This is a genomic window from Chitinophaga ginsengisegetis, assembly GCF_900168065.1.
Taxonomy (GTDB): Bacteria; Bacteroidota; Bacteroidia; order Chitinophagales; family Chitinophagaceae; genus Chitinophaga; species Chitinophaga ginsengisegetis.
Genome location: NZ_FUZZ01000004.1, coordinates 105636 through 128538, shown reverse-complemented (window position 1 = coordinate 128538; position 22903 = coordinate 105636). Strand labels below are relative to the sequence as shown.

Sequence of the window (22903 nt, the reverse complement as noted above, 5' to 3'; positions counted from 1 at the left end):
GTTGAATGCTGTGATTATCCTGGTGGATAATCACAGCATCTGCAGCTACATATACGGCCGCATTTCCTCATCGATATCTTTGCGCAGATCCATTAGTTTCTTTGCATAGCCTTCCATACTTATTTCATTGGCAGTTTGTGGCGTCCATTTAGGAACCGGTACGGTCTTGCCGTGATCATCCACCGCTGCAAAAACCATTACGCAGTGCGTGGTTTTTGATTTCTGCTGCTGGCGCGGATTACCCGCAAATACATCAATAGAAATATGCATGCTGGTATTGCCGGTATAAATAATCTTCGCATCTATCTCCACCAGGTCGCCGATGGAGATTGGTTTAAAAAAACGGATACCCCCTACATATACGGTAACGGCGTATTGCCCGCTCCAATTGGCTGCACAGGTATAACCTGCCTGGTCAATCCATTTCATAACAGAGCCACCATGTACTTTCCCGCCGAAATTTACGTCTGATGGTTCAGCAAGGAACCGCAGGGTAATAGTATGATAAATAGAATCCATAAGTGTCGTTTACAAACGACAAAATACGAATTAAAAATTATCGCCTCCACCCATTTCTCCGTTATTGCTTTCTTTGGACTTGTTATTCTTTCTTTTAAAGAGATGCGTGTCCATTTTGCCAAAGCGCCAGGTAGCATTGAGTCTCAGCTCACGGGTGGCGCGTTTGCGGTAATTTTCCTGCTCGGAAAAGCTGGTAGTGGTATAGGTAAGATTGCGATCAGTATTGAATATGTCGGCGATCCCGAGAGAAATAGACAATGCTTTATTTTTAAGCAGGTCCTTTTTAATGGCGGCATCGGCCGACCATTTAGGTTCTCTTTCGCCCTGTGGCAGGATCTGTTTTGATTCATATTCGGCGCTCACCTGGAAAGTGAGGTTCCACGGCAGCTTAGTGTTGCTGTTCAATTTACCAAACCAGGTAAGGCCCTGGTTAGAAAGATTGCTGCCATTGCTGGTGGCGTCGATCTTTGTTTGCGCCAGGTTTATGTTGGTGGTCAGATCCCATATTTCTGTAAGCTGACTTCTCAGCGTAAATTCCGCGCCATATGAATTCCGGGTACTGGCATTAATAGGATAGGAGAGTAATACGTGTTGGTCCTGCCCGTTCAGGTTCAGGGTGGTATCTACGTAAAAATCAGTGATGGCATTATTGGTATTGCGGTAGTATACGGATACCAGCAGGTTGTGTTTATGTGCAATGTCTTTCAGGTAAGATAATTCAAAAGAGTTGGTGAACTCCGGTTTCAGCTGCGGATTACCGGTGCTGGCGCTTTGCCCGCTGTAGTCGATGGTGGGCAGCAGGTCGCGGAACCACGGCCGGCGGATGCGGCGGCTATAGTTTAGTTGCAGCTCATGATCGCCTTTAAATTTCTGCGACAGGAAAATGCTTGGGAACAGGCTGATGGGATAATTGATCTTATAGGAAGATTTCTGCCCCAGTCTTGTTTCTCCGTCGTAGTTCGATTGCTCTGCTCTTAAACCAACCTGGTAGCCGAAATTATCTTTGGCGCCGGTGTAGCTTACATAACCCGCGTTGATCTGTTCCTGGTAATGATAACTGTTGGAGAGTGCCGTATCCAGTGAGAAATCGCCGGATGGATAATTCTGGCCGTAGGTATTGGTAAAATTATCAAACTGACGGGTGTTGCTGCGCAGCCCCATTTCAATTTTGGATTTTTCTGTCAGCGGTTTTACATAATCCACCTGGGCAGTCATATATTTAGTGGTTCCTTCTCCGCTGCCATAGCGTAGTTCCGGCTTTTTAGGATCATAAACCGGCTGACCGGCAAGATCAAAATACTGCAGGGAGTAATTGGAACTGTTGTCGCCGGTAGCATAATTATAGGTGAAATCCGCCGTCAACTCTTCACCTTCTTTGGCAAACGTATGCTTGTAGCCTAATTGTGTAGTGTAGTTGCGGAATCCGTTCAGTGTATTGTTGATCCCTGTACCATAGCGTACTTTCTGTTGCTTGTCGTCCAGTTCATTTAATATCTGATTATTATACCGGTTGAAATTACCGCCGGTGATATTTTCAGATATCGTGATGGTATTACGGTTATCGATGAACCAGTCGAACCCGATGCGGCCGGTCTGGAATTTCCGGTAGAAGTCACCGTCTTCCAGCTGTTCCGTATATGAGGTGGTATCGGCGCCCAGGTTCTTACGGAAAAGGCGGCTGGTCATGGGGGATTTGCGGTTACGGAAATTATAATTTATAAAGAAGTTGAACTTCTCCTGGCGCAGGTTGAAGTCGATACCGCCGTTGGTACTGCCGAGGGAAGTTACGCCGGCGTTTACAGCGCCGTTGATACCTGCTTTCTTATTTTTCTTCAGCACAATGTTGAGGATTCCGCTCATGCCTTCTGCGTCGTATTTGGCGGAAGGGTTGGTGACCACTTCAATGTTCTGAATGGCATCTGCGGGGATCTGGTCCAGTGTGAGGGTAGAGGGGCGGCCATCAATGAAGATGGTAGGGGTGCCATTGCGCACGGTTACATTTCCGTCGATGTCCACATTCACAGAAGGTACCTGTTTCAATACATCAGTAGCGGTACCGCCGATACTGGCCAGGTTCTTTTCTACATTAAATACTCTTTTATCGATAGCCATTGTAAAGGCTGGTTTCTCGCCCACTACATTCACAGCGGCGAGTGATTTTACATTCGCTTTCAGTTTGATATTACCAATGTCTACGGTGCTGGTTTTGTCAGACAGCACCGTAGCTTTATAAACGGTTTCATAACCGATAAAGTTAATCTTCAGGATATATTTACTCAGCGCAATATTCTCGAAACTGAAGTCCCCGTTGGTTTTGGAGAGCATGCCCGTCTGCACGGAAGAGTCGGGGCGCAGCAGCGCTACAGATGCGTACTCAATAGGTTTGCCGGTTTGTGCATCCAGCAGTTTGCCGTAGATGACGCCCATGCTGGCGGAGGCGGCTTTCCCACCCGGTTGTTGCGCCACAGCAGTAATACAAAACAATAACAGCCAGCCTGTAATTAACGATACAATTTTTCTCATAATAGCTTCCAACAATTTATAGCCCTGTAAAATTACCTTTTATGAATGAAGAATCGCCTGTTTTTAGGATGAAAGGTTGGTTAGAACCCTTTACAGTCCGCTGTTTCAACTACAGAATCGCGCAGGATTCCTTGTGGTAGGCGGTTGCAGGAATATGCAGAGAAAATACCACAAGTGTTAATTAGTGTTAAGCCTGGTTTTTAACCGGCATAATTGAGTGGAGGCCAACGCATAGCATACGCTAAATTTTGTGGATAAAAAAGAGGTCAATACAAGTTTATCGTTTCCATTGTATTACAGAGCTACGTATCTTTACAGCCAGCTGTTGCGTTATTTTAATTTTTTTATATGCATAAGGATTACCGACCGGACTGGGATATTTATACGTGCCATATTGAAGAAAGTCCAGCAGTAATAGGCCTTGACCTTGATCTGAGACGATTTGCGCCATTAAAGGAAAAGCCGAATGCCATATATATAACAGTATATCTTAACAATCCACGTGAGGACGGATTCCCGCAGAACGATGAATTTGCCGTCATGGGTGAAATTGAGGACAGTTTGGTGGAGCAACTGCAAACCAAACTGGATGCGCATTTTGTAGGCCGCACCTTTTCAAATGGCGTACGCGATTTTTACTTTTATTCAGGCACCACATTGCTGCATGATAAATTCATTGCGGATGCAATGGTTAATTTTCCTGATTACCGCTACGACTACGGCGTAAAGGAAGATAATAACTGGGAACTATATTTTGATTTTCTCTTTCCTGATGTATACGAATTTCAGCGCATTCAAAACAGGAAGGTACTTCGTATGCTGCGCCAGCACGGGGATGCCTCAGAAAAAGAGCGTATCATCGAGCATTGGATCCACTTCAGAACAGAGGAAGATAAAATTGCTTACTGGGAGCATATTAAGGAAAATGGTTTTGCACTGGCCAGAGAAGAAAAAACGGACAACCCTGAGTTTCCCTATAAATTATGTATTTCCCGCTCCGACAAAGCCAGTGAGGCCACCATCGACAGTGTGGTAATGAGCCTTTGGGAACTGGCCCAGCAGGTGAATGCAGAATATGATGGCTGGGAAACCAGCATCATGAAGTAATTTTTTGCTTTTAGCTTTTAGAAAGATGTTGATCACACCGTTTACTAAAAGCTAAAAGCAAATGACCGGTATTTATTTCCGCAGCAATCCTGTCAGTAAAGAAATAGCAAATAACACCAGGAAAATGTAAAAGAGGATCTTGGCGATAGATGCTGCTCCGGCGGCGATACCTCCGAAACCAAATACAGCTGCGATAATAGCTACAATAAAAAAGATGAGTGCCCAGCGTAACATAACGAAAACTTTAAGGTGAACAATTAATATTTGTAACACTTTTCCAGGTAATCCGTTCAATTTTACACAATTATCATTCCGGTAAGTACAATAATTGCGGTTGTTACTAATTCATTTTTTTTCGATATACTTGTTACCTGCTGCTAGATTTGAGGAATTATTTTAAAATATGGCCTACACTAACTGTCTTATGCTGGCTGATTGGCCTGCATAGTCCTGTCTGTTTATACGCAGAAGGCCAACAGTTCCCGCTTGCAGCGGACACTATCCCCCATAAAAGTAGTGGCCTTTTCAAAAAAATCGGGGAATACCGCGATTCCATGCGTAATAAAGAGTACCGCCAATCGCTCATAAAACGCATTACCAAACAGGATGTTCCGGTGGAATCCAATGATAACGACAGCACCATTATCAAAAGTGAGGCGTATTTTACCCCCTTTGCGGGCAAAGTGATCAGAAATATCTACTATAGGAAAGTAAAGGTTTTCGGTCCGCGTAATATCAACGATACCACCTTTACCACCAGCATGAAGCTAATCCACCTGGCCAACCGTATGCACTACGATTCAAGGGAATGGGTGATCCGGCAGTCGCTGTTCTTCCGGGAAAATCAACCGCTGGAACCCTTTGAAATGGCCGACAATGAACGTTACCTCCGTAACCGGCCGTTTATACAGGATGCCCGTTTGTATGTAAAAAACGCCACCGGCGATTCCATCGACGTGGAAGTGGTCACAAAAGATCTCTTTGAATATGGCGTAGACATTTCACAGTTCAGCGCAAAAGACATCAGGGCCAGTGTATCCAACAACGACCTGTTTGGGGCAGGACAGGGCCTTAGAGTTGGTATGCAGTGGCGCTCGGACTATTCGCCCACCTGGAACACGGAAGTGAGGTATACAAAATACAACGTGCTGGGATCTTTCATAGATATGAGCCTCGGCTATACTACCCTGAATAACTACGCCCAGCTGGATACCAATGCCTTTGAAGGAGCGGTGTTTATTAATTTCAATAAACCGCTGTACCGCAACTCTGCCAAACTGGTGGGCGGTTTTGCATTGTCAAAGAACTGGTCCATTAATATCCGCGGATCGTTACCGGAAACCGGCGACAGTGTTTACCGCGACTATGTATATTCCGTGATAGACGGGTGGATCGGCTATAACTTCATCAACAACTATAAACACGACGGCACCATCGGGAAAAAGCCCAATTTCGCGGTACTGGCCAGGCACTATAATTTATCTTTTCAGCGAAAGCCGGACCAGATAAGGTATAAAGACGATCCCGTTTACAATAATCACCGCCTGTACCTCGCAGAACTACAGGCTTACCGCATCGATTACTTTAAAGCCCACTACTTTTTTGGCTTTGGCCGTACGGAGGATATTCCCCTGGGGTACAATGTCAGCGCCACCAGCGGTTGGGAAAGCTGGAAAGATCGGAGAAGGATCTACACCGGCATTGAAGCACAGAAATTCTGGACCACCAGGAACCAGGGCCTTTTTAATTCTACGATCGGTCTTAGTACCTTCTGGCTCAACAACGCCTGGGAAGACGGCGTAATACACGCCCGCCTGGAATATTACAGCCGGTTGCTGAATATCCGCAAATCGCGGTTCCGCCAGTTCCTGAACATCGATTACCTCAACAGCCCTAACCCGTTTTTTAATAAGCCGCTCAACATCAATATGGAGTACGGCATATGGGGATACAGGAATACCATGATCAATGGCTTTCAGCGCCTGAACCTGGGGTCAGAAACCGTGTACTACAGCCCCCTGAAATTCCTCGGCTTCAAATTCAATTTCTTTACGGCGCTACAGGCATCCATGATCACCAACAAAAGTGATGACCTGCTCCGCAACCCGGTTTACCTGGGATTGGGAGGCGGTTTCCGGGTACGTAATGAAAACCTCTCACTGAATACCATCAAAGTTTCCGGCTACTATTATCCCAATGCGCCGGCCCCCATGAAGAAGCTGATGCTGGAAATAACCACGATCGTTGATTTCCGCTTTGATGTATCTGCACTGCGTGCACCTACGGTGCTGAACTTCCGCTAAAATCATGCGCAGGAAACCCCTTCATTCCGTAAATTTATAGTACTAAACCTTTGTGTCATGCAATGGAAGAATGAACTGACCCGTATGCTGGGGATCATTTACCCGCTGATACAGGCGCCCATGCTGGGAATTACCACACCTGCTATGGTAGCCGCTGTGAGCAATAGTGGAGGAATGGGGTCTTTACCGGTAGGCGGACTGCCACCTGAAAAAATAACGGCACTCATCCGGGAGGTAAAGGGATTAACACAACAACCGTTTGCCGTAAACCTCTTTGTTTATGAGCCCGCGGAGCATTACGACCGGAAAACATTTGAAGATATGCAGGAGTTCCTGCAATTCCTGTATGGCGCCAACAGGCTTGCCGCTGCACCGGTGAATTTCGACGAAGTACCTTTTTATTCATGGAGAGACCAGCTGCCGGTTATCCTCGCAGCTGGTATAAAATATGTGAGCTTTACATTTGGTATGCCTGATGAAGCCGGGTTCCGGCTGCTGAAAGAGCATCATGTGTTGCTGATGGGAACGGCCACCTCGGTGGAAGAAGCGACCGTACTTGCTTCGGCCGGCACGGATGTGGTGATTGCACAGGGCATTGAAGCCGGTGGTCACCGCGGGTCTTTCCTGCCGGGAAAGCTGCCGCAGGTAGGCACGCTTGCGCTGGTGCCACAGATCGTAGATCGTGTACACGTACCCGTTATTGCCGCGGGGGGAATAATGGATGGCAGGGGAGTAGCCGCCGCAAAAATGCTGGGCGCGGCCGGTGTTCAATTGGGAAGCCTGTTTCTCAGGGCGCATGAAAGTCTTGCCACACCGGCACATAAAGCGGCATTGGCGGATATAACGGATACGGATACACTGCTTACCCGTGCATTATCCGGTCGTTGGGCAAGAGGTGTCCGCAATACCCTGATCACGGAAATAGAAGCCTCCGGACTACCCATCAGTGAATATCCTTACCAGAATGAGTTAACGCGGCCTATCCGTAAAGTAGCCAGGGAGCTGGATAATACAGCGTTTGTAAATATGTGGGCCGGGCAGGCAGCCGGAAAAGCGCGTGCCTGGAGTACCGCAGATATTTTTGCGGAGCTGGTCCGTGAAACAGCGTTGCTCTTTAATAAGTAATGCGTTGGAAGATCCCGGGATAATCTTTCACAATATCATTTTCATCAAAGGGCAGTACTGCCGTGAAATCTGTGGATACATTATCATACAGGTATTCATGCTGGCCAGTGCGGGTATAGCGTTGCTGTACTTTCTGCAGTTCAAATTCCGGGAGGTTGATGTACAATATATCCAGCAGTTTACTTTCCTGCAATTCAAATTGCAGTCTTTTCACCGGCAGTGTATTGGTAAAAGGGGTCAGTGAAATATCAATGTCGATGCAGTTATCAAAGGCGTCGATGTGGTTATTATCTTTATCAAACCAATGACCATGAAGGTCCGAGGTGAGCTTTAGTTCTGTTGGCGTGAGCCCTTCCTGTTTAATATGAAAGGACGACACCTGCCACGATGCGGTGATCTCTATTTTATAATGAATACAAAATGGTTGTTGATCTCTTACTCCGTTGATACAACCGGTGGCGAGTTTTCCCGTTCCACTTTCCTGCAGCGTAAAATATTCAGTTGCCGGCCATAATAATGCCTGCCATATAATGGGTTGCATGCGTTAGTTTTTTATAGTCGATGATTTTATTTTGATGATCACCAGTTTTGATGTGGGCGTATTGCTTTTATCTGCTACACTGTCCACCGGCACCAGTACGTTGGTTTCCGGGAAATAGGTAGCGGTACATTTTTCAGGTATGTGATAAGATACAATAATGAAGCCATATGCTACACGTTCTTTGCCACCGTGATAGTTGTAGAGATCTACCACATCGCCCGGATGGAATCCGGCAGCGGCAATATCCGCAGGATGCATGAATATTACCCGCCGCTCGTGGTATACACCGCGGTAACGGTCGTCCAGCCCGTATATAGTTGTATTGAACTGATCATGGCTGCGGATGGTCATCATCATATACTCGTCGATGGCCAGCGGTGTGGTTAGTACATCCGCGATGTTGAAATTGGCTTTGCCATTGTAGGTATTGAACCGTCCGTCCCGCGCGCCGTTGGGCAGATAGAACCCTCCCGGATGCCTTACTCTTTTATTGTAATTATCGAAGCCCGGAATTACTTTTTCAATATCGTTGCGTATGTGATCATAGTGCCGGGCATAGTCTGCCCAGGGTACGCGCGACTTCTCACCGAACAGGGTCATGGCCAGTTCGCAGACAATCACCGGTTCACTTCTCATATCATTGGATACCGGTTGCAGGTTACCTTTCGACATCTGGATGACGCCCATAGAGTTTTCGCAGGTCACAAATTGTTGTTCGCCATGTTGGATATCTTTATCGCTGCGACCGAGGCAGGGCAGTATCAGGGCTTCTTTACCATGCACAACATGGCTGCGGTTTAATTTCGTAGATACGTGCACGGTAAGATCGCAGTTGCGCAGCGCCTCCGCGGTATAAAGGGTGTCCGGCGTAGCGGAAAGAAAGTTGCCGCCCATCGCCATAAACACTTTGGCATCCCCGCGGTGCATGGCGTTGATGGCATGTACCACGTCGTAGCCGTGTGCTTGCGGCGGCTGAAATCCGTATACGGCGTTAATCTTGTTGAGAAGGGCTGCGGATGGTTGCTCATAAATGCCCATCGTCCGGTCGCCCTGCACATTGCTATGCCCGCGTACCGGGCAGGTGCCTGCTCCGGGCTTGCCGATACTGCCTTTCAGCAGCAGCAGGTTCACTACTTCGCGGATCGTGTCTACTGCATTTTTGTGTTGGGTGAGTCCCATTGCCCAGCAGGCGATGATCTTCTTTTTATGGAACAGGGCTTGTGCTGCCTGTTGAATGAGTTCGGGCGCTACGCCGCTATCCGCTATCAGTTTCGGGAGCGACTGCGTTTTCAGATGAGCGATATAATCTTCATAGCCCTGGGTATTTCCGGCTATAAATTCCTGGTCGAATACACTGCCGGGCACACGTTCTTCTTCCTGTAGCATCAGCAGCGATAAGGCTTTCAGCAGGGCCATATCTCCATTGATCTTTACCTGCAGAAAAATATCTGTGAGATGTGTTTTTATATTTAATACCCCTTTAACGGTTTGTGGATTCAGGAAATTCAGCAGACCTGTTTCGGGTAAAGGATTTACCGATATGATGGTAGCACCGTTGGCCTTTGCTTTCTGCAAAGCCGTGAGCATGCGCGGGTGGTTGGTTCCTGGATTTTGTCCTAATATAATAAGCACTTCCGCTTCATGTATATCTTCCAAAGTAACAGATCCTTTACCTATTCCCACTGCATCATTCAGGGCTACGCCACTGGATTCATGGCACATATTGGAACAGTCGGGCAGGTTGTTGGTGCCATATTCGCGGACCATTAACTGGTACAGGAAAGCCGCTTCATTGCTGGTTCTGCCGGAGGTATAAAATACGGCTTCATCCGGTGAGGATAATTTATGGAGATGACCGGCAATAATTTTATAAGCGTCTGCCCAGGCGATGGGCGTATAATGTGTAGCGCCGGGAGCGAGGTGCATAGGCTGGGCTATCCTGCCTTTCTTACCTATTTCGTAATCCGTTAATTGTCCAAGCTCGGCGATGCTGTGCTGGGCAAAGAAAACGGGTAACAACTTTTTTGTGGTGGCTTCTTCCGCAATGGCTTTAGCGCCGTTCTCGCAATATTCCGCGATGCCGGATCTTTCATCATCGGGATCGGGCCATGCACAGCCGGGGCAGTCGAATCCATCTTTCTGATTAAGTTCCAGCAGTGCCTTCATTCCGCGGAAGGCATTCATTTCCCCGAGGATGTGCCGCATGCTGGACACTACTGCAGGAATGCCCGCTGCTACTTGTTTGGGTGGGCCTAGTCTGATACCAGTGAACCGCACCGGGTTTTCTGCACTATCCATAACACGTAAATTTATTTGACATCAATTCTTTCTGCTCCGCTGTAAATATTAAAACGTTGATCTTTCAGGAACCCCAGCAGGGTAATATTCCATTCAGCGGCCATTTTTACCGCCATGCTGGAAGGCGCGCCTATGGCGGCAATAACAGGTATCCCTGCCATTGCGGCTTTTTGTATCAGCTCAAATCCTGCACGGCCGCTGAGCAACAGGATATATTCATCCAGCGGTGTTAACTGTTGTTGCAGGGCGGCGCCTATGAGTTTGTCCACCGCATTATGGCGGCCAATATCTTCACGCAGCAGGAGTAATTCCATGTTGCGGTTAAAGAGGGCGGCGGCGTGTAATCCGCCGGTAGACTCAAACAGCGCTTGTTCATTCCGTAATATAGCAGGCAACCCGAATAATTGTGCGGCTGCAAGGCGTAAGGAAGCGCGGTTAACGGAAACGCCTGTATGAATGGCGGCAATATCATTTTTACCACACACACCGCAGGCGGCAGTGGCGGTAAAATTCCGCTGGGTATTGCCCAGTTGAGCTACTATGGCTGGTTTCAGGTGAACGGTAGCAACGCTGCCGCTATCATCTTCCGACAAAATAATTTCCTGTATGGCAGCCTGGTCGCGGATCACGCCTTCTGTAAACAGGAAGCCGGCGGCCAGTTCCATATCCTCACCGGGCGTACGCATGGTAACGGAAATGTTCTGCTGCCGGCGATTATGAGAAGGGCCATGCACCAGTCTTATTTCGAGTGGATCTTCTGTAGCAAGCGTATCACTGGCATCTGTGATATTTCCGGCGGCTACTTTTTTAATACGGGTATGAACAACTGCATTTGTCATACTCAAAATTACACTTTCACTACCATCTTACCGCTGTTTCTTCCCGAAAATAATCCGAGTAGTGCTGTCGGCAAACGATCAAATCCTTCTTCCACGGTTTCGGTATATTTTATTTTTCCGGCCTTAACCCATTCCGACAATTGTTTGAAACCTTCGCCAAACCTGCTGGAATAGTTGCCGATGGTAAAGCCCTGCATGAGGATGCTCCTGGTTACCATAATGGGCTGGATACGTGGCCCCACGGGCACTTCCGTGGAATTATACAGAGCAATCTGCCCGCATAGCGGTACCCGTGCAAAGAAGTTGAGATGTTTGATCACGGCGTCGGAAATATCGCCACCTACGTTGTCGAAATAAATATCCACGCCATTAGGGCAGGCCGCAGCTATGGCGGCATCCATATTGGTGTTGCCTTTATAATCGATGGCGGCATCAAAACCAAAGGTATCTGTGAGCATCTTTACTTTTTCAGCGCCGCCGGCAATACCTACTGCGCGGCAACCCATTATTTTCGCAATTTGCCCAACAGCAATACCCACCGCGCCGGCAGCACCGGATACCACTACGGTTTCCCCGGCCTGGGGTTTGCCGATATCGGCCAGGCCAAAATAGGCGGTTAGTCCGGGTACGCCGAGCACACCGAGATAATAGGTAAGCGGAATGCTGTCATCGATTTTACGGAGATGGGCAGCAGGAAAAATAGCGGCTGTTGCCCAGGGCAGGAAGGGGTTGCCCATTACTTTATCTCCGGCTTTAAAAAGGGCGCTTTTGCTATTGGTCACTTCCGCCACGCCGGTGCTTTCGATCGGCTCGCCCACCTGGAACGGAGGGATATATGACTTTGCATCATTCATACGGCCACGCATATACGGATCTACAGAAAAGTAAAGTGGTTTTACCATTACTTCATCTTCCTGCAGTTCCGGTAAGATGGCATCTACTGTTTCAAAGTTGCTGGCTACAGGTAATCCTTTGGGTCTGGCGGCAAGGAGGATCTGCTTTATTTTCATACGAACTGGTGTTTATGAGTATGGATTGGTAATGATTACTTAACAGGTAAAAAATGCTTTTGTTTACCCTTAGGGAAAAGAGTGGAATTTACAATGAAAAATGTACATTCGGGGTAAGAATATTCACCCCTAAATTTAAAATCTACTATGCGTCTTGATGATGAAGAAATGAGCGAAAACGTCGAGAAACGGACCGGTGGCGGCATGCGCAAAATCGGTGTTGGCGGCGGTATTGGCACCATTATCATTATAGTGCTGGCATTGATCTTTAAGCAGGACCCGCAGCAGGTAATGCAGGCTGTTCAGCAGGTAAGTCCTGGCCAGGAGCAGGCCGGAACATCTGAAAAACTCACGAAGGAGAATGCAAGTCCTTTTGAGGTGATGTCTTCCAAAGTACTCCGCAGTACCGAACGGGTATGGAAGCAGGGGTTCCAGGAGAGGAACAAAACCTATGAAGTACCAGGCATGGTGTCTTTCGAAAAAGGTACCAATTCCGGTTGCGGCTTTGCGGAATCAGCTATGGGACCGTTTTACTGCCCGGCCGACCGTAAAGTGTACCTGGATGTTTCTTTCTTCAATGAACTGGAGCAGCAATTTGGTGTAAAGGGCGATTTCTCAAAGGCTTATGTGATTGCTCATGAAGTAGGGCATCACGTACAGAACCTGTTGGGTATCAGCAGTAAGTTACAATCCATGCGCTCCCGGCTCAGCGAAAAGGAATACAATAAATTATCGGTGATGCTGGAATTGCAGGCAGATTTCCTGGCCGGCGTTTGGGCCAACCGCGCCAATAAGATCAAGCCGTTCCTGGATCCGGGCGATATTGAATCCGGGCTGAATGCCGCCAGTGCGGTAGGCGACGATCGCCTTCAACAGGCGAGCACAGGCCAGGTAGTACCGGATGCTTTTACCCACGGAACTTCCGAGCAAAGAATGTTCTGGTTTAAGAAAGGCTTTGAATCCGGGAATGTGGCGGAAGGGGATACGGGTATTGGCCTGGGGAACTGGTAACTGATGGTTTCCGGATTTGTTACCTGTATCATGCGGGCAAACAAATCCGGAAACAGTCCGCTGTTAAATATCCAGCATTTCCTTTGCCAGTTCGATCATCCTCGGATCGCCGGTATATTTCCCGTTCACATCAGACAACTTCACAACAGGCGTCCACCGGGTAGCATCTTCGGGCAGGGCCTCATACATCTTAATTACAATATTCAGGGCTGTTAACCCTACATCATTGGTAAAATTGGTACCGATGCCAAACGACATCCCTATCTTTCCCCGGCAATAGGCGGCGATATCTGCTACTTTCTCATAGTTAAGGCCGTCGGAGAAAATGATGGTTTTGCTGAGTGGGTCTACGTTCTTGCCTTTGTAGTGAATAATAGTACGGTCTGCAAATAAAATAGGATCGCCACTGTCGTGCCGCACGCCATCAAACAGCCGGGCGAATTTCTTATCGAACTGCTCAAAGAAAACAGGCGTGGTATAGGTATCAGAAAGCGCAATCCCCAGATCCCCGCGGTACACCTGTACCCAGTTTTCCAATCCAAGCATATTGGCCATTTTAAAGCCATATTTAGCCGCATGGAACATAAACCATTCGTGTGCGTGGGTTCCTACCGGCTTTACGCCATTCCGCATGGCCAGGTGTACATTGCTGGTGCCAATAAAACAGCCTTCTCCATAGTCGCGCAGCGTTTTCACCACCAGCTTATGAACGGCGAGGGAATGCCGCCGCCGGGTGCCAAAGTCCGCGATGGTGATATCCATCTCTTTATATTTCTCAATCTTTCCCCGGGTAATGCGGGTTACTTCTTCATCGGCTACCCGTTCCTGGCCGGTTAGCTGGTAATAGAGCTCACAAATGAGCGACATCAGCGGTACTTCCCGAAGGATGGTACGGTACCAGTAGCCATCTGCATGTACTTCCAGGTTTTCGCCCTGTTGTGCAATATGTATTTCAGCAGGATTATAGCGATAGCCCTGTAAAAAATCGAGGTAGGTGGGATCGAGGTACGGACAGGTTACAGCCAGGTATTCTTTTTCTTCCCGGGTAAGCTGCAGTTCCTGCATGTTATTCACCGCTTCACGGAGAGCTTCCGCGAAGCCCGGCGGAAATGCGTGCTGTCCGCGGTTAATGAAAGTATAACGGGCACGGGCCTTCGGAAACAATTTGATAACACCATGTTGCATGGTGAATTTGTAGAAATCATTATCAAGTAGCGAAGTAAGGATCATATTTACCGTTTAGATTCACAATAAAATTATATTTTTGCGGCTAACCATATTGTTAATTACCATGAAGCAGATTAAAGTTAAATGGCCCCTTAACCCACAGGAAACCGTGTTATTCAAAGTAGACGGGGTGTACATCAAAAACAACTTTAATGCAAAACAAGTTACATTGTATATTACAAATGAGCGAATTGTTTTGGAATCAAAGCGGATGCTGATGTTTTTTTTATTTGGCATCATCGGTTGGTTGCTCACCCGTAAAAAGATTACCCTGGAATTTCCGCTGTCTGATATTACGGATTTCAGAAGAACTAAACACGGGTTTAATAAAAAGGTGGCCGAGTTTGACCTGATAGACGGCCGCACCATACGCATCGGCGTTTCCGGTAAATGGGAAGTTTTTGATGCCGCTTACCAGAAGGCGATGATAGATGTACAGCCATTATTCAGTGTAAATTAATTATTCAGAGTTTATTACCGCAGTATTTGCAGAAGTCCGCATTGGCATCGTGTCCTTCACGCATGCAATGCGGACAAACTCTACGATCTACATCTTCGCGGCTACGTATCCTGCTCATCTCTACTGTTACGATCCCTGTAGGCACTGCTATAATTGCATAACCCATTATCATAATGAGCGCTGAAAATGCTTGTCCCAGTGGTGTTATAGGCGCAATGTCCCCGTAACCCACGGTTGTTAGTGTAACTACTGCCCAGTACACACTTACCGGGATGCTGGTGAATCCCGAATTGTGCTCAGACTCTATCACATACATGATAGCGCCTAAAACAACAGTTAATAATCCAATAAAAAAAAGGAAAACAAATATTTTACGTTTGCTTTGTTGTAAGGCAAGCGACAGTTGTTTGCTTTCATTCAGGAAGGGAACCAGTTTAAATATCCTGAAGATACGCATGAGCCGCAGTATCCGGATGGTGAGCAGGAAATGCGCACCACCATAAAAAGCTTCTACATAGGTAGGCAGAATGCAGAGCAGGTCAACAAGTCCGTAGAAGCTGGTGATATAAGCCTTTGGGCGGTAGCTGCACCATACCCGGAAAAGATATTCAAGGGAGAAGATAATAGTGAATACCCATTCCAGTATGTGAAACAAGCGTCCGAATTTCTCCTGCAAAGGCATCACGCTTTCCATCATTACAATAACAACACTGATCAGGATGGCAACGAGAAGGATAATATCGAACGCCCTTCCCGCCGGCGTGTTTGCCTCGAAAATGATAGTATGCCATTTCTCCTGGAAGGGCGTAAGTTCGCGTTTGTTATTGTCAGTCATCCTGTTGGGTTATGTACTTTAAACAAAAACATATCAGTTTATGTTTAAGGAAAACTTTAGATGATTGCGGGCTTTTCCTATCTTTAGTATATGCTAAACGGAATTTTAATTAACTTATTTGAGCGCGATCTCAGCAAACTGGAAGAAGAGATCGCCGCATACGAAACAGCAGCAGGCATTTGGCGGGTTCCTCCCGGGATAACAAATTCAGCTGGAAACCTCTGTCTGCATCTCTGTGGTAATCTGCAAAACTATATAGGCGCCATACTGGGGAAAACGGGGTATGTCCGCAACAGGGAGCTGGAGTTCAGCGCGCGGAATGTACCCACGGAAGACCTGCTGGTGCTGATCAGTTCTACCCGTCGTGTAATCCTTACCGTTATAGCCGGTTTAACGGCGGAAGATCTTGAAAAAACGTATCCGGAAAAGGTTTTTTCAAGTGCCATGTCTACCGGGCATTTCCTGGTGCACCTGAGTACACATCTTAATTATCATCTCGGACAAATAAATTATCATCGCCGGTTAACCCAGTCGTGATCGCATGAATACCTTTCTGAAAAATTTCATTACAGTATACCAGCAGCTGAAATGGCTGGTGTGGCCATTTGCACTTTTAGTAATCACGGTGCTGATAACGCGGCTGGTGATAAGCCGTCAGGATGCTTATTTCTTTATCAATAAACTGCACACGCCTGCGGGCGACTTCCTGTTTCCCCGGATAACAGAGCTGGGAAGCGTTGCTGCGGCGGTACTCATTTCGTTGTTGCTGCTGGTTATTAACAGGCGTGCCGGCGCTATGTTGGCTACTGCTTACCTGTTTACCGCAGCTATCAGTTTCACGCTGAAAGCAATGATCGGCTTTCCCCGCCCGCACCGTTATTTTGCCAGCCGTTTACAGGAAATTTATTTTGTACCCGGCGTTCCGGTTCTTGATAATTTCAGGAGCTTCCCTTCGGGGCACAGCGTATGTGCGTTTACGGCAGCTACGGTGCTTTCCTATTATGCAAAAAACAAGTACTGGTCGTTGTTATACCTGGCGCTGGCTATGCTGGTGGGATATTCCCGGATGTATATGAGCCAGCATTTCCTGGAAGATGTTACCGCCGGCGCTACGCTGGGTGTTGTCTTCTCTATGGTTTGGTTAAGCATCTTCAGGGGTAAAACGGCACAGCTGTCAGGACAATAAATCTTTTTTGTCCTCCATTTCCTGTATCAGCGAGTCCTGGTGCTGCCTGAGCATTTCATTATATAGTTTTGCGGGAGATGCCATTTCGGTGTCTTTTTCTTTGTGCCATACAGGGGCAGGAGTGTACCTTGCCCATAGTATTTCATAGCCGATGTAGATCTGGTATTTGCCTTCCCTCACATGATCGGTATGTCCCAGCCGGCGTTCCTCTCCGGGAGCGAGGTTTTCAATGAGGCGGGCCTGGTGCGTGGTTCCCATAGTGGTAGTGATCACCTGGTTAATCGCCACGGTCATAAACCTTTTGTCCGACAGGTTCTTTACGCTGCGGAGATATTTGGATACGCTGAATACACTGTTGGATACACCTATTATCCTGACCGCATGAATAGCATCTTCTCCCGCTATGGGCTTTAGTTTCTTTTCTTTAAAAGACGCACTGCGAAAGCTTTGGGTTCGGAAATGAATGTACCACAACATGAAAAAGAAGAAAATAATTACCGGAACATACATAATTAACAGCTTTTGAGGAGGGGTTTGTTAAACACAGGATCAGTTTTATTTTGAGTCGTTTGCAGGTTAAAGGGTTTTAATGATTATCATATTGATAATGCTAAAATAATGGGTCCGGCACAGGCAACTGTAAATCCTATGTTAATGAAAGCACGATATTTTGCACAGATCACTGGTTTTTCACGGGGCCTGGTGCAAAAATGAACATTTTTTTTTCACGTTAACAATTAAATCACAAAATTTCTCAGGATAAACCCGCAACTTTACCGAATTGCCAAAAACAGGTGTTTGTAACCAGGTCAACTTTAGGGGTTAACCCCCATATACTCTTTCGTTAACACTCCAATTAATATTTTAATATACGTATTTTTCACATCCGGGACAGATGCAGCATCATAGCGCTGCATAGGCGTTATGACATGTTATATACTTATCAAGCTACTTAGCGGGGAAAGAAGATAAAGCTGAGGCCCGCGCTGTGAAATTGCGGGTTGTAATAAGGCATGATCACCTTATCCGTGGAGCGCGCAGGATCTTTAAAGAGCTGCCGTTGTATCCAGGGGTACATCCAATAGGCCGCTTTGGTACCCAGTATACCTATTCCGGCGCCTGCTACCACATCACTGAGCCAGTGTTTATTATTATACATCCTTAAAGCGCCGGTGGTGGTAGCGGCTAAATAGCCGGCCACGCCGTACCAGGGAGAAACGTCTTTGTACTCCTGCCGGAGATATTCTGCGGCGGCGAAAGCCGTGGCGGTATGCCCGGAAGGGAAGGACAGGTAATCAGAATGATCCGGCCGTTCTTCATGCGTGCCTTTTTTTACAATTTCCACTGTACTGGCGGTAATCACCGCGGAAATACCGAGGAGGATGGTGCGGTCGCGCAGGTTGTGTTTTCCCTGTATGCCGGCGGCATTCAGGATATAAACAGCTGCAACTGGAGCATACTGCAGGTAGTTATCAATATGGGTGCGGAATTGAGGATGGTCTTCCTTGATTTCCGTTTTGGTAGTGGAGTTCAGGTCCCGGAGGGTTGGATTGTTGAGCGCAACCACACCATAACCGATCATCACCGCCGGAACGGCAATACCAGCAAGGGTGGTATGAAACTGTTTTGTTTGCCAGGCAGGCAGCTGGCTCTTTTGTACAGGATACGTAAAACGGATGGAATCATTTCCGGCAGGCAGGGAATCTATTTCCTGTGCAGCAGCACAATAAGAACAGGAGAGGGCGCCTAATGCCAAACCTGTTGATAATATCATTTTCTTCATGCTTCACTCCTTGTAGCGACAAAAATAAGGGCCGATTCTGAAGCAAATCTGTATCATTTTATTCCCCGCCACGGTCGGGTTTCGGAAGGATCATTTCAGCGGTTTGTTTTGTATAACGGTTATGGAAGATGAAAGTAATCAGCAACCCAAGCAAACAACCGGCTAACACAGACAATACCCTTGCCACCGCAGTATCCCATACATGTTCACCAGCCTCGTGGGTCATTACAATAATAGTGGCCGCCAACGCTGTACGCGTAGCCGCTTCCAGGTTCAGCAGGTTGCAGATCACCACGGTAACAAATACAGCAGTACTCATCATCAGCAACATATTCGGATGCACCAATATCAGCAGGAACCCCGATATACCACCCACCACATTTGCCTTAATACGTGTAACCGCCAACGTTACTGCGTCTGATCCGTCCGGAGATAGCACCAGCATCACGGAAATCAGCACCCAGATGATGTCATTGTAATTTACTAACCACGACAGACCAAGCACTACCAGCACGCCGGTTACGCATTTGGCTGCATAGATTAATATTCGCCTGATTCTCATTTTGTCAATCATGATTGAACTTTTCACAGTTGGGAGTTGTTCTGGCTATTTAACCAATAACGGCATGAAAATAAGGAAACTATATTATCTGACCACGCTGACTATTTTGTTACACGCCTGTATTAAAGACGCACCCATTAACCCGGAGGCCGATATTGAAACATTTACTATTGAAAAAAAATATCTTACTGCCGATATTTTTATTGATCAGGCAAACAAAAAGATTATGCTGAATCTCACACCTGCTGCCTTTAAAAGCGGTGTGACCCCTGTTATTACAACTTCAGCGGGAGCCAGCGTATCACCGGGTTCCGGCGACTCACTGCACCTGGATTCCTCGCGGGTAAGCGAATATGTGGTGACCGCTGCAAATGGAAATAAGAAAATCTATACAGTTGAATTTGGAGGCATGGGAATATGGAAATGGGACTTTGAAACCTGGCTGTTGCAGGATAAAGATAAATACCAATACGTAGAGGAACATGGCAGCAGTTCTTTCTGGTCGTCCGGCAATCCCGGCATAGCCCTGTCGGGTGTAAAGAAAGATCCGATGGAATACCCGCTGCGCGCTTCCTCTGATGCATATCATGGAAAGTCGTCCGCTGAACTGGTTACCCGCACCGGCACCGCTTTGTCGGCCCTGCTGGGCATTAAACTGTTTGCCGGTTCTCTTTTTGTGGGCGTATTTGATTCGAGAAATGCCATGACGGCGCCATTAACGGCCACGCAATTCGGAGAACCCTATTCAGGTAAGCCACTGCGTTTTGTAGGGTACTATAAATATCAGCCGGGAGAACACTACCAGGATAAAGCCGGGAATATTATTGCAGGCATGAAAGACAGTTGTTCAGTATACGCAGTGCTGTTCAAAGGAACAACCAGGCTGGATGCCACCAACATTCATACATCAGACAGGATATTGGCTACTGCCAGCATACCGGATGGCGGCCCGCGCACTACATGGACCCGGTTTGATATTCCGTTTAAAACGGTACAACCATACACCGGAACAGAGAAAATGATGATGGCCATTGTAGCTTCTTCCAGTAAAGATGGCGACACCTATAAAGGCGCAATCGGCAGCAGGCTGGTATTAGACAGCCTTGAGATAGTGAAGTAACCGTAAATGAATAAAAGATTACAGCAGATGATGAATATAAAGATAACAGGAATGATGCTCGGTATGCTCACGGCTGCCACTGCGTTATTTGCACAGGATAACGGGCATGCACAAACGAATACGCACGGTTTTAAACGGATACTGGAACATCGCATCCTGGCCGGATTTAATTTTGGTGGAACAGCGCCGGTGGGCCTGCCCAATACTATCCGCAAAATCGAAACCTACCGGCCGGAATTTTCTCCTTCACTGGGTTACGAGTTATCATACCGCAAAACTAAAAAATGGGGTGTTGCTGTAGCTGTGAAACTGGATTATAAAGGAATGTTCACCAAAGATGAAGTGCAATATTTTCCTACTATCATTACTACCAGCGATGGTGGCCGTTTTGAAGGAGATTTTACCGGTAAAAACGAAACTACTGTACGTAACGCCTGTGTATCTTTCCCCATAAGCCTGGTATATACACCCGGCGACCGGTGGCGATTCAACCTGGGTGGTTATGTAGCGTGGTTGTTCAGCTCCAATTTCCATGGCAATGTTTCGGATGGTTATATCCGCAACGGCGGATCACTGGGAGAGAAGGTAAACATCACAGAAGCTACGTTCGACTTTGGCACCGAAGTGCGTTCCTTTGATGCCGGGGTACAGGGCGGCGCTGCTTATCGTGTAGGCAGGAAACTCAGCGTGGATGGGAACCTCAACTGGGGGCTACGTCCTATATTTCCGGACGATTTTAAAGGAATGGATTTCCCCTTGTACAATATCTACATGACATTAGGCGTAACATATAAGATATAGTTACCCGGTTATCAATAAAAAAGCAGCAGCGACTATGTCACTGCTGCTTTTTTTATCCAATGCGGATTAGTATTTCGCTGCCTGTCCGGTTTTAGGAAGGGATGCGCGGATAAAATCGCGGATATCATTATTGCCTGTTGCCAGATCATCTTTCCGGAGGTACATCATATGACCGCTGCGGTAGCCGCGCCACGACAGGCGGTCTTTCAGCCTTCCGCCCGGATCCATCTGCCACATGCTGTATTTCGCATTGAAATAATCACAGGCGCCATCGTAGTAGCCTGATTGGATCATTACGTGCAGGTAGGGGTTGGCAGCCATTGCTTCGCGGAGGTTTTCGCCGGTATTGTCGCCGTTTTTATCCCACGGATGCACCGGGCCAAACATCATGTATTTAAGATCGGTGCTGAATTTCAATTCCTGTCTGAGGTAAATATTAATCGCCGGCGTAAACGCATGCAGCCAGGAAGTCAGTTCTGCATTGTAATCAGGACCGTTGCCTGCATCTTCGCGGTCGAGGCCACGGTAGCGGGAATCCAGCCGGCCTACTGTAAACCCTTTATCTCTCAGTAATTCTTTCCAGAAAAAATTCGGTGGTACATCCAGGTTATGCTGCAGGATCACTTTTTCTGATAACCCGGAATAGCGGGCCATTTTTGCCGCGATGTTTTTTCTTTGCTGATCTTCCAGGAATCCACCCTGGCTGATGGCCGGTATTAATTCATGGATGGTGAAGTTTTCTACTTCCGGCAACACTGCCGTGAGATCTTTCTGTTGCAGATCCGGTGGCAGCATTTTATGATACCATGCGGTGGCCGCAAAGTAAGGGAGCCGCAATGCTGCATCCACAGGGCCGTTGCGGGAAATGCCCAGTTCAGTGGGGGATACGAGGATCACACCATTGAGATACATCCACTGGGCATTCTGTAATTCCAGCGCCAGGCCGGAAACACGGGTGGTACCATAGCTTTCACCGATCAGGTACTTGGGGGAAGCCCACCTGTTTTGCCTGGATACAAAAGTGTTGATCCATTCTGCCAGGTAGCGGATGTCTGCATTTACCCCGAAGAATTTTTCACGCGGTACATCTTTCCCTATAAGCCTGGAGAAGCCGGTGTTGGCCGGATCTATATAAATGATATCAGCGATATCCAGGATGGTTTCCGGGTTTTCGTGTATGCCATAGGGTTGTACCGGGTATCCTTCATCATCGATATTGAGTAGCCGGGGGCCGGTATAGGCAATCTGCATCCATACGGATGGAGTGCCGGGGCCCCCATTAAAGGAAATGACCAGTGGTCGCGCTGCGCGGTCTTTTACATCGGTTCTTTCATAATAGGTATAAAAGAGTCCTGCCAGTACTTTGCCGTCCTGGTCCCACACGGGCTGGGTACCAGCTATGGCTTTGTAAGGGATCTTCTGACCTTTTACTGTTACGTCATGGAAGGTGGTAACCGCCGTATCCGGGTTCAGTACAACGGACCGTTGTGGTGGCGTTTCTTCTCCGGCAGTGGGATTGGCTTTGCTGTTCTTCTGCTGCGCCTGTAGTTGCAGGCTCATAGTGCCTGCCAGCAATAGCGGCAGCCAAAGTTGTTTTCTTGTTACGTTCATGGATCGGATCTTGATTGCGCTTAAAGATTGTGCAATTGCCGC

The 22903-nt window shown here is 47.4% G+C and carries 22 protein-coding genes; 9 read left to right on the top strand and 13 right to left on the bottom strand.

Going from position 1 to position 22903, the window contains the following annotated elements; genetic code table 11:
* Positions 1-45: 45 nt before the first annotated feature.
* Positions 46-519, bottom strand: coding sequence for an acyl-CoA thioesterase (locus B5Z18_RS23165; RefSeq protein ID WP_079471910.1), 474 nt, complete (start codon positions 517-519; stop codon positions 46-48).
* Between the two features lie 30 nt (positions 520-549).
* Complete coding sequence (locus B5Z18_RS23160) at positions 550-3042, bottom strand: TonB-dependent receptor (RefSeq protein ID WP_079471909.1); 2493 nt, start codon at positions 3040-3042, stop codon at positions 550-552.
* Between the two features lie 348 nt (positions 3043-3390).
* Between B5Z18_RS23160 and B5Z18_RS23155 the strand changes: the two genes are divergently transcribed.
* Positions 3391-4149, top strand: coding sequence for a DUF695 domain-containing protein (locus tag B5Z18_RS23155; protein WP_079471908.1), 759 nt, complete (start codon positions 3391-3393; stop codon positions 4147-4149).
* Between the two features lie 72 nt (positions 4150-4221).
* Here the strand turns inward: B5Z18_RS23155 and B5Z18_RS23150 are convergent, their stop codons facing one another.
* Entirely contained in the window at positions 4222-4383 is a 162-nt protein-coding gene (locus tag B5Z18_RS23150) for a DUF1328 domain-containing protein (protein ID WP_079471907.1), read from the bottom strand.
* Positions 4384-4703: 320 nt separating this feature from the next.
* Between B5Z18_RS23150 and B5Z18_RS23145 the strand changes: the two genes are divergently transcribed.
* Both B5Z18_RS23145 and B5Z18_RS23140 read left to right on the top strand, forming a co-directional pair.
* Positions 4704-6452, top strand: a complete 1749-nt coding sequence (locus B5Z18_RS23145) for a BamA/TamA family outer membrane protein (RefSeq protein WP_079471906.1) — start codon at positions 4704-4706, stop codon at positions 6450-6452.
* A 57-nt stretch (positions 6453-6509) separates the two neighbouring features.
* Positions 6510-7577: an NAD(P)H-dependent flavin oxidoreductase gene (locus B5Z18_RS23140; RefSeq protein WP_079471905.1), complete on the top strand. Its 1068-nt coding sequence runs from the start codon at positions 6510-6512 to the stop codon at positions 7575-7577.
* On the opposite strand, the gene B5Z18_RS23135 is transcribed toward B5Z18_RS23140, so the two are convergent.
* From B5Z18_RS23135 to B5Z18_RS23120, 4 genes are read right to left on the bottom strand one after another with little or no spacing between them, the layout of a single operon-like run.
* Positions 7567-8118: a putative glycolipid-binding domain-containing protein gene (locus B5Z18_RS23135; protein WP_079471904.1), complete on the bottom strand. Its 552-nt coding sequence runs from the start codon at positions 8116-8118 to the stop codon at positions 7567-7569. The two genes, B5Z18_RS23140 and B5Z18_RS23135, sit on opposite strands and share 11 nt — an antisense overlap.
* 3 nt (positions 8119-8121) lie before the next feature.
* The gene (locus B5Z18_RS23130; protein ID WP_079471903.1) at positions 8122-10416 is read right to left on the bottom strand and encodes an FdhF/YdeP family oxidoreductase; all 2295 of its coding nucleotides are present in this window, start codon (positions 10414-10416) and stop codon (positions 8122-8124) included.
* 11 nt (positions 10417-10427) lie between these two features.
* Positions 10428-11255 carry a formate dehydrogenase accessory sulfurtransferase FdhD gene (gene fdhD, locus B5Z18_RS23125; protein ID WP_079471902.1) on the bottom strand — a complete coding sequence of 276 codons (828 nt, stop codon included), beginning with the start codon at positions 11253-11255 and terminating at the stop codon, positions 10428-10430.
* 8 nt (positions 11256-11263) lie between these two features.
* Positions 11264-12265, bottom strand: coding sequence for an NADP-dependent oxidoreductase (locus tag B5Z18_RS23120; RefSeq protein WP_079471901.1), 1002 nt, complete (start codon positions 12263-12265; stop codon positions 11264-11266).
* Between the two features lie 147 nt (positions 12266-12412).
* Here B5Z18_RS23120 and ypfJ point away from each other — a divergent pair, with 147 nt between their 5' ends.
* Complete coding sequence (gene ypfJ / locus B5Z18_RS23115) at positions 12413-13276, top strand: KPN_02809 family neutral zinc metallopeptidase (protein ID WP_079471900.1); 864 nt, start codon at positions 12413-12415, stop codon at positions 13274-13276.
* Between the two features lie 63 nt (positions 13277-13339).
* Here the strand turns inward: ypfJ and pncB are convergent, their stop codons facing one another.
* On the bottom strand, positions 13340-14506 hold the full coding sequence (gene pncB, locus B5Z18_RS23110; protein ID WP_079471899.1) for a nicotinate phosphoribosyltransferase: 1167 nt from the start codon (positions 14504-14506) through the stop codon (positions 13340-13342).
* 61 nt (positions 14507-14567) lie between these two features.
* On the opposite strand from pncB, the gene B5Z18_RS32580 reads away from it, so the two are divergent.
* Positions 14568-14963 carry a hypothetical protein gene (locus B5Z18_RS32580; protein WP_079471898.1) on the top strand — a complete coding sequence of 132 codons (396 nt, stop codon included), beginning with the start codon at positions 14568-14570 and terminating at the stop codon, positions 14961-14963.
* Positions 14964-14967: 4 nt separating this feature from the next.
* Here the strand turns inward: B5Z18_RS32580 and B5Z18_RS23100 are convergent, their stop codons facing one another.
* Positions 14968-15798 carry an ion transporter gene (locus B5Z18_RS23100; RefSeq protein WP_079471897.1) on the bottom strand — a complete coding sequence of 277 codons (831 nt, stop codon included), beginning with the start codon at positions 15796-15798 and terminating at the stop codon, positions 14968-14970.
* A gap of 90 nt (positions 15799-15888) precedes the next feature.
* On the opposite strand from B5Z18_RS23100, the gene B5Z18_RS23095 reads away from it, so the two are divergent.
* Positions 15889-16335 carry a DinB family protein gene (locus B5Z18_RS23095; RefSeq protein ID WP_079471896.1) on the top strand — a complete coding sequence of 149 codons (447 nt, stop codon included), beginning with the start codon at positions 15889-15891 and terminating at the stop codon, positions 16333-16335.
* A gap of 4 nt (positions 16336-16339) precedes the next feature.
* Positions 16340-16984: a phosphatase PAP2 family protein gene (locus B5Z18_RS23090; protein ID WP_079471895.1), complete on the top strand. Its 645-nt coding sequence runs from the start codon at positions 16340-16342 to the stop codon at positions 16982-16984.
* Here the strand turns inward: B5Z18_RS23090 and B5Z18_RS23085 are convergent.
* From B5Z18_RS23085 to B5Z18_RS23075, 3 genes are all read right to left on the bottom strand, one after another.
* A complete protein-coding gene (locus B5Z18_RS23085) occupies positions 16973-17494 on the bottom strand; it encodes a hypothetical protein (RefSeq protein ID WP_079471894.1) in 522 nt (173 codons plus the stop codon). The two genes, B5Z18_RS23090 and B5Z18_RS23085, sit on opposite strands and share 12 nt — an antisense overlap.
* A 442-nt stretch (positions 17495-17936) precedes the next feature.
* A complete protein-coding gene (locus B5Z18_RS23080) occupies positions 17937-18767 on the bottom strand; it encodes a phosphatase PAP2 family protein (RefSeq protein ID WP_079471893.1) in 831 nt (276 codons plus the stop codon).
* A 58-nt stretch (positions 18768-18825) separates the two neighbouring features.
* Positions 18826-19329 carry an FUSC family protein gene (locus B5Z18_RS23075; protein ID WP_168771358.1) on the bottom strand — a complete coding sequence of 168 codons (504 nt, stop codon included), beginning with the start codon at positions 19327-19329 and terminating at the stop codon, positions 18826-18828.
* Positions 19330-19393: 64 nt separating this feature from the next.
* On the opposite strand from B5Z18_RS23075, the gene B5Z18_RS23070 reads away from it, so the two are divergent.
* The gene (locus B5Z18_RS23070) at positions 19394-20449 is read left to right on the top strand and encodes a PCMD domain-containing protein (RefSeq protein WP_159454399.1); all 1056 of its coding nucleotides are present in this window, start codon (positions 19394-19396) and stop codon (positions 20447-20449) included.
* 27 nt (positions 20450-20476) lie between these two features.
* Complete coding sequence (locus B5Z18_RS23065; protein ID WP_159454398.1) at positions 20477-21250, top strand: porin family protein; 774 nt, start codon at positions 20477-20479, stop codon at positions 21248-21250.
* A 66-nt stretch (positions 21251-21316) separates the two neighbouring features.
* On the opposite strand, the gene B5Z18_RS23060 is transcribed toward B5Z18_RS23065, so the two are convergent.
* The gene (locus tag B5Z18_RS23060; protein ID WP_079471889.1) at positions 21317-22861 is read right to left on the bottom strand and encodes a S10 family peptidase; all 1545 of its coding nucleotides are present in this window, start codon (positions 22859-22861) and stop codon (positions 21317-21319) included.
* Positions 22862-22903: the final 42 nt, after the last annotated feature.

What these genes read in the sequence shown, in the direction of transcription:
- fdhD (WP_079471902.1), bottom strand. Translation starts at nt 11,255, where the DNA reads ATGACAAATGCAGTTGTTCATACCCGTATTAAAAAAGTAGCCGCCGGA.
- B5Z18_RS23150 (WP_079471907.1), bottom strand. Translation starts at nt 4,383, where the DNA reads ATGTTACGCTGGGCACTCATCTTTTTTATTGTAGCTATTATCGCAGCT.
- B5Z18_RS23140 (WP_079471905.1), top strand. Translation starts at nt 6,510, where the DNA reads ATGCAATGGAAGAATGAACTGACCCGTATGCTGGGGATCATTTACCCG.
- B5Z18_RS23090 (WP_079471895.1), top strand. Translation starts at nt 16,340, where the DNA reads ATGAATACCTTTCTGAAAAATTTCATTACAGTATACCAGCAGCTGAAA.
- B5Z18_RS32580 (WP_079471898.1), top strand. Translation starts at nt 14,568, where the DNA reads ATGAAGCAGATTAAAGTTAAATGGCCCCTTAACCCACAGGAAACCGTG.
- B5Z18_RS23120 (WP_079471901.1), bottom strand. Translation starts at nt 12,265, where the DNA reads ATGAAAATAAAGCAGATCCTCCTTGCCGCCAGACCCAAAGGATTACCT.
- B5Z18_RS23095 (WP_079471896.1), top strand. Translation starts at nt 15,889, where the DNA reads ATGCTAAACGGAATTTTAATTAACTTATTTGAGCGCGATCTCAGCAAA.
- B5Z18_RS23060 (WP_079471889.1), bottom strand. Translation starts at nt 22,861, where the DNA reads ATGAACGTAACAAGAAAACAACTTTGGCTGCCGCTATTGCTGGCAGGC.
- pncB (WP_079471899.1), bottom strand. Translation starts at nt 14,506, where the DNA reads ATGATCCTTACTTCGCTACTTGATAATGATTTCTACAAATTCACCATG.
- B5Z18_RS23155 (WP_079471908.1), top strand. Translation starts at nt 3,391, where the DNA reads ATGCATAAGGATTACCGACCGGACTGGGATATTTATACGTGCCATATT.
- B5Z18_RS23100 (WP_079471897.1), bottom strand. Translation starts at nt 15,798, where the DNA reads ATGACTGACAATAACAAACGCGAACTTACGCCCTTCCAGGAGAAATGG.
- ypfJ (WP_079471900.1), top strand. Translation starts at nt 12,413, where the DNA reads ATGCGTCTTGATGATGAAGAAATGAGCGAAAACGTCGAGAAACGGACC.
- B5Z18_RS23135 (WP_079471904.1), bottom strand. Translation starts at nt 8,118, where the DNA reads ATGCAACCCATTATATGGCAGGCATTATTATGGCCGGCAACTGAATAT.
- B5Z18_RS23065 (WP_159454398.1), top strand. Translation starts at nt 20,477, where the DNA reads ATGATGAATATAAAGATAACAGGAATGATGCTCGGTATGCTCACGGCT.
- B5Z18_RS23075 (WP_168771358.1), bottom strand. Translation starts at nt 19,329, where the DNA reads ATGAGAATCAGGCGAATATTAATCTATGCAGCCAAATGCGTAACCGGC.
- B5Z18_RS23070 (WP_159454399.1), top strand. Translation starts at nt 19,394, where the DNA reads ATGAAAATAAGGAAACTATATTATCTGACCACGCTGACTATTTTGTTA.
- B5Z18_RS23080 (WP_079471893.1), bottom strand. Translation starts at nt 18,767, where the DNA reads ATGAAGAAAATGATATTATCAACAGGTTTGGCATTAGGCGCCCTCTCC.
- B5Z18_RS23160 (WP_079471909.1), bottom strand. Translation starts at nt 3,042, where the DNA reads ATGAGAAAAATTGTATCGTTAATTACAGGCTGGCTGTTATTGTTTTGT.
- B5Z18_RS23085 (WP_079471894.1), bottom strand. Translation starts at nt 17,494, where the DNA reads ATGTATGTTCCGGTAATTATTTTCTTCTTTTTCATGTTGTGGTACATT.
- B5Z18_RS23145 (WP_079471906.1), top strand. Translation starts at nt 4,704, where the DNA reads ATGCGTAATAAAGAGTACCGCCAATCGCTCATAAAACGCATTACCAAA.
- B5Z18_RS23165 (WP_079471910.1), bottom strand. Translation starts at nt 519, where the DNA reads ATGGATTCTATTTATCATACTATTACCCTGCGGTTCCTTGCTGAACCA.
- B5Z18_RS23130 (WP_079471903.1), bottom strand. Translation starts at nt 10,416, where the DNA reads ATGGATAGTGCAGAAAACCCGGTGCGGTTCACTGGTATCAGACTAGGC.